The organism is Streptococcus oralis (genome assembly GCF_004127215.1).
Classification (GTDB): domain Bacteria; phylum Bacillota; class Bacilli; order Lactobacillales; family Streptococcaceae; genus Streptococcus; species Streptococcus oralis_BD.
Genome location: NZ_QEWJ01000027.1, coordinates 1 through 975 on the forward strand (window position 1 = coordinate 1; position 975 = coordinate 975).

Annotated in this window: 1 pseudogene; it reads left to right on the plus strand. The window is 54.3% G+C overall.

The features are described 5' to 3' along the window. Positions 1 to 975, plus strand: a pseudogene (locus DF216_RS10875) (adhesive domain-containing protein); the annotation flags it as partial.

Consider the following 975-nt stretch of genomic DNA (forward strand, 5'->3'; position numbering starts at 1 on the left):
TCGCTGACGTGCTAGCACTTACTGAGGCACTTGTTGAGGCAGATGCGCTCGCTGATGTACTTGCACTTACTGAGGCACTCGTTGAAGCAGACGCACTCGCTGACGTGCTAGCACTTACTGAGGCACTTGTTGAGGCAGACGCGCTCGCTGATGTACTTGCTGATACTGAGGCACTTGTTGAAGCCGACGCGCTTGCTGATGTGCTTGCTGATACTGAGGCACTTGTCGAAGCAGATGCGCTTGCTGAGGTACTTGCTGATGCTGAGGCACTTGTCGAAGCCGACGCACTCGCTGATGTACTTGCAGAAACTGATGCACTCGTTGAAGCGGACGCACTTGCTGATGTGCTTGCAGAAACTGAGGCACTCGTTGAAGCAGACGCACTCGCTGATGTGCTTGCAGATACTGATGCACTGGTTGAGGCAGACGCACTCGCTGATGTGCTTGCACTTACTGAGGCACTCGTTGAAGCAGATGCGCTCGCTGATGTGCTTGCACTTACTGAGGCACTTGTTGAAGCCGACGCACTTGCTGATGTACTTGCTGATACTGAAGCGCTCGTCGAAGCCGATGCGCTCGCTGATGTGCTTGCTGATGCTGAGGCACTCGTTGAGGCAGATACGCTCGCTGATGTACTTGCTGATGCTGAGGCACTGGTTGAGGCAGATACGCTCGCTGATGTACTTGCTGATACTGAGGCACTTGTTGAAGCGGACGCACTCGCTGATGTACTTGCTGATACTGAAGCGCTGGTCGAAGCCGATGCGCTTGCTGAAGTACTTGCTGATGCTGAGGCACTCGTTGAAGCAGATACGCTCGCCGATGTGCTTGCACTTACTGAGGCACTGGTTGAAGCCGACGCGCTCGCTGATGTACTTGCACTTACTGAGGCACTCGTTGAAGCAGACGCACTCGCTGACGTGCTAGCACTTACTGAGGCACTTGTTGAGGCAGATGCGCTCGCTGATGTACTTG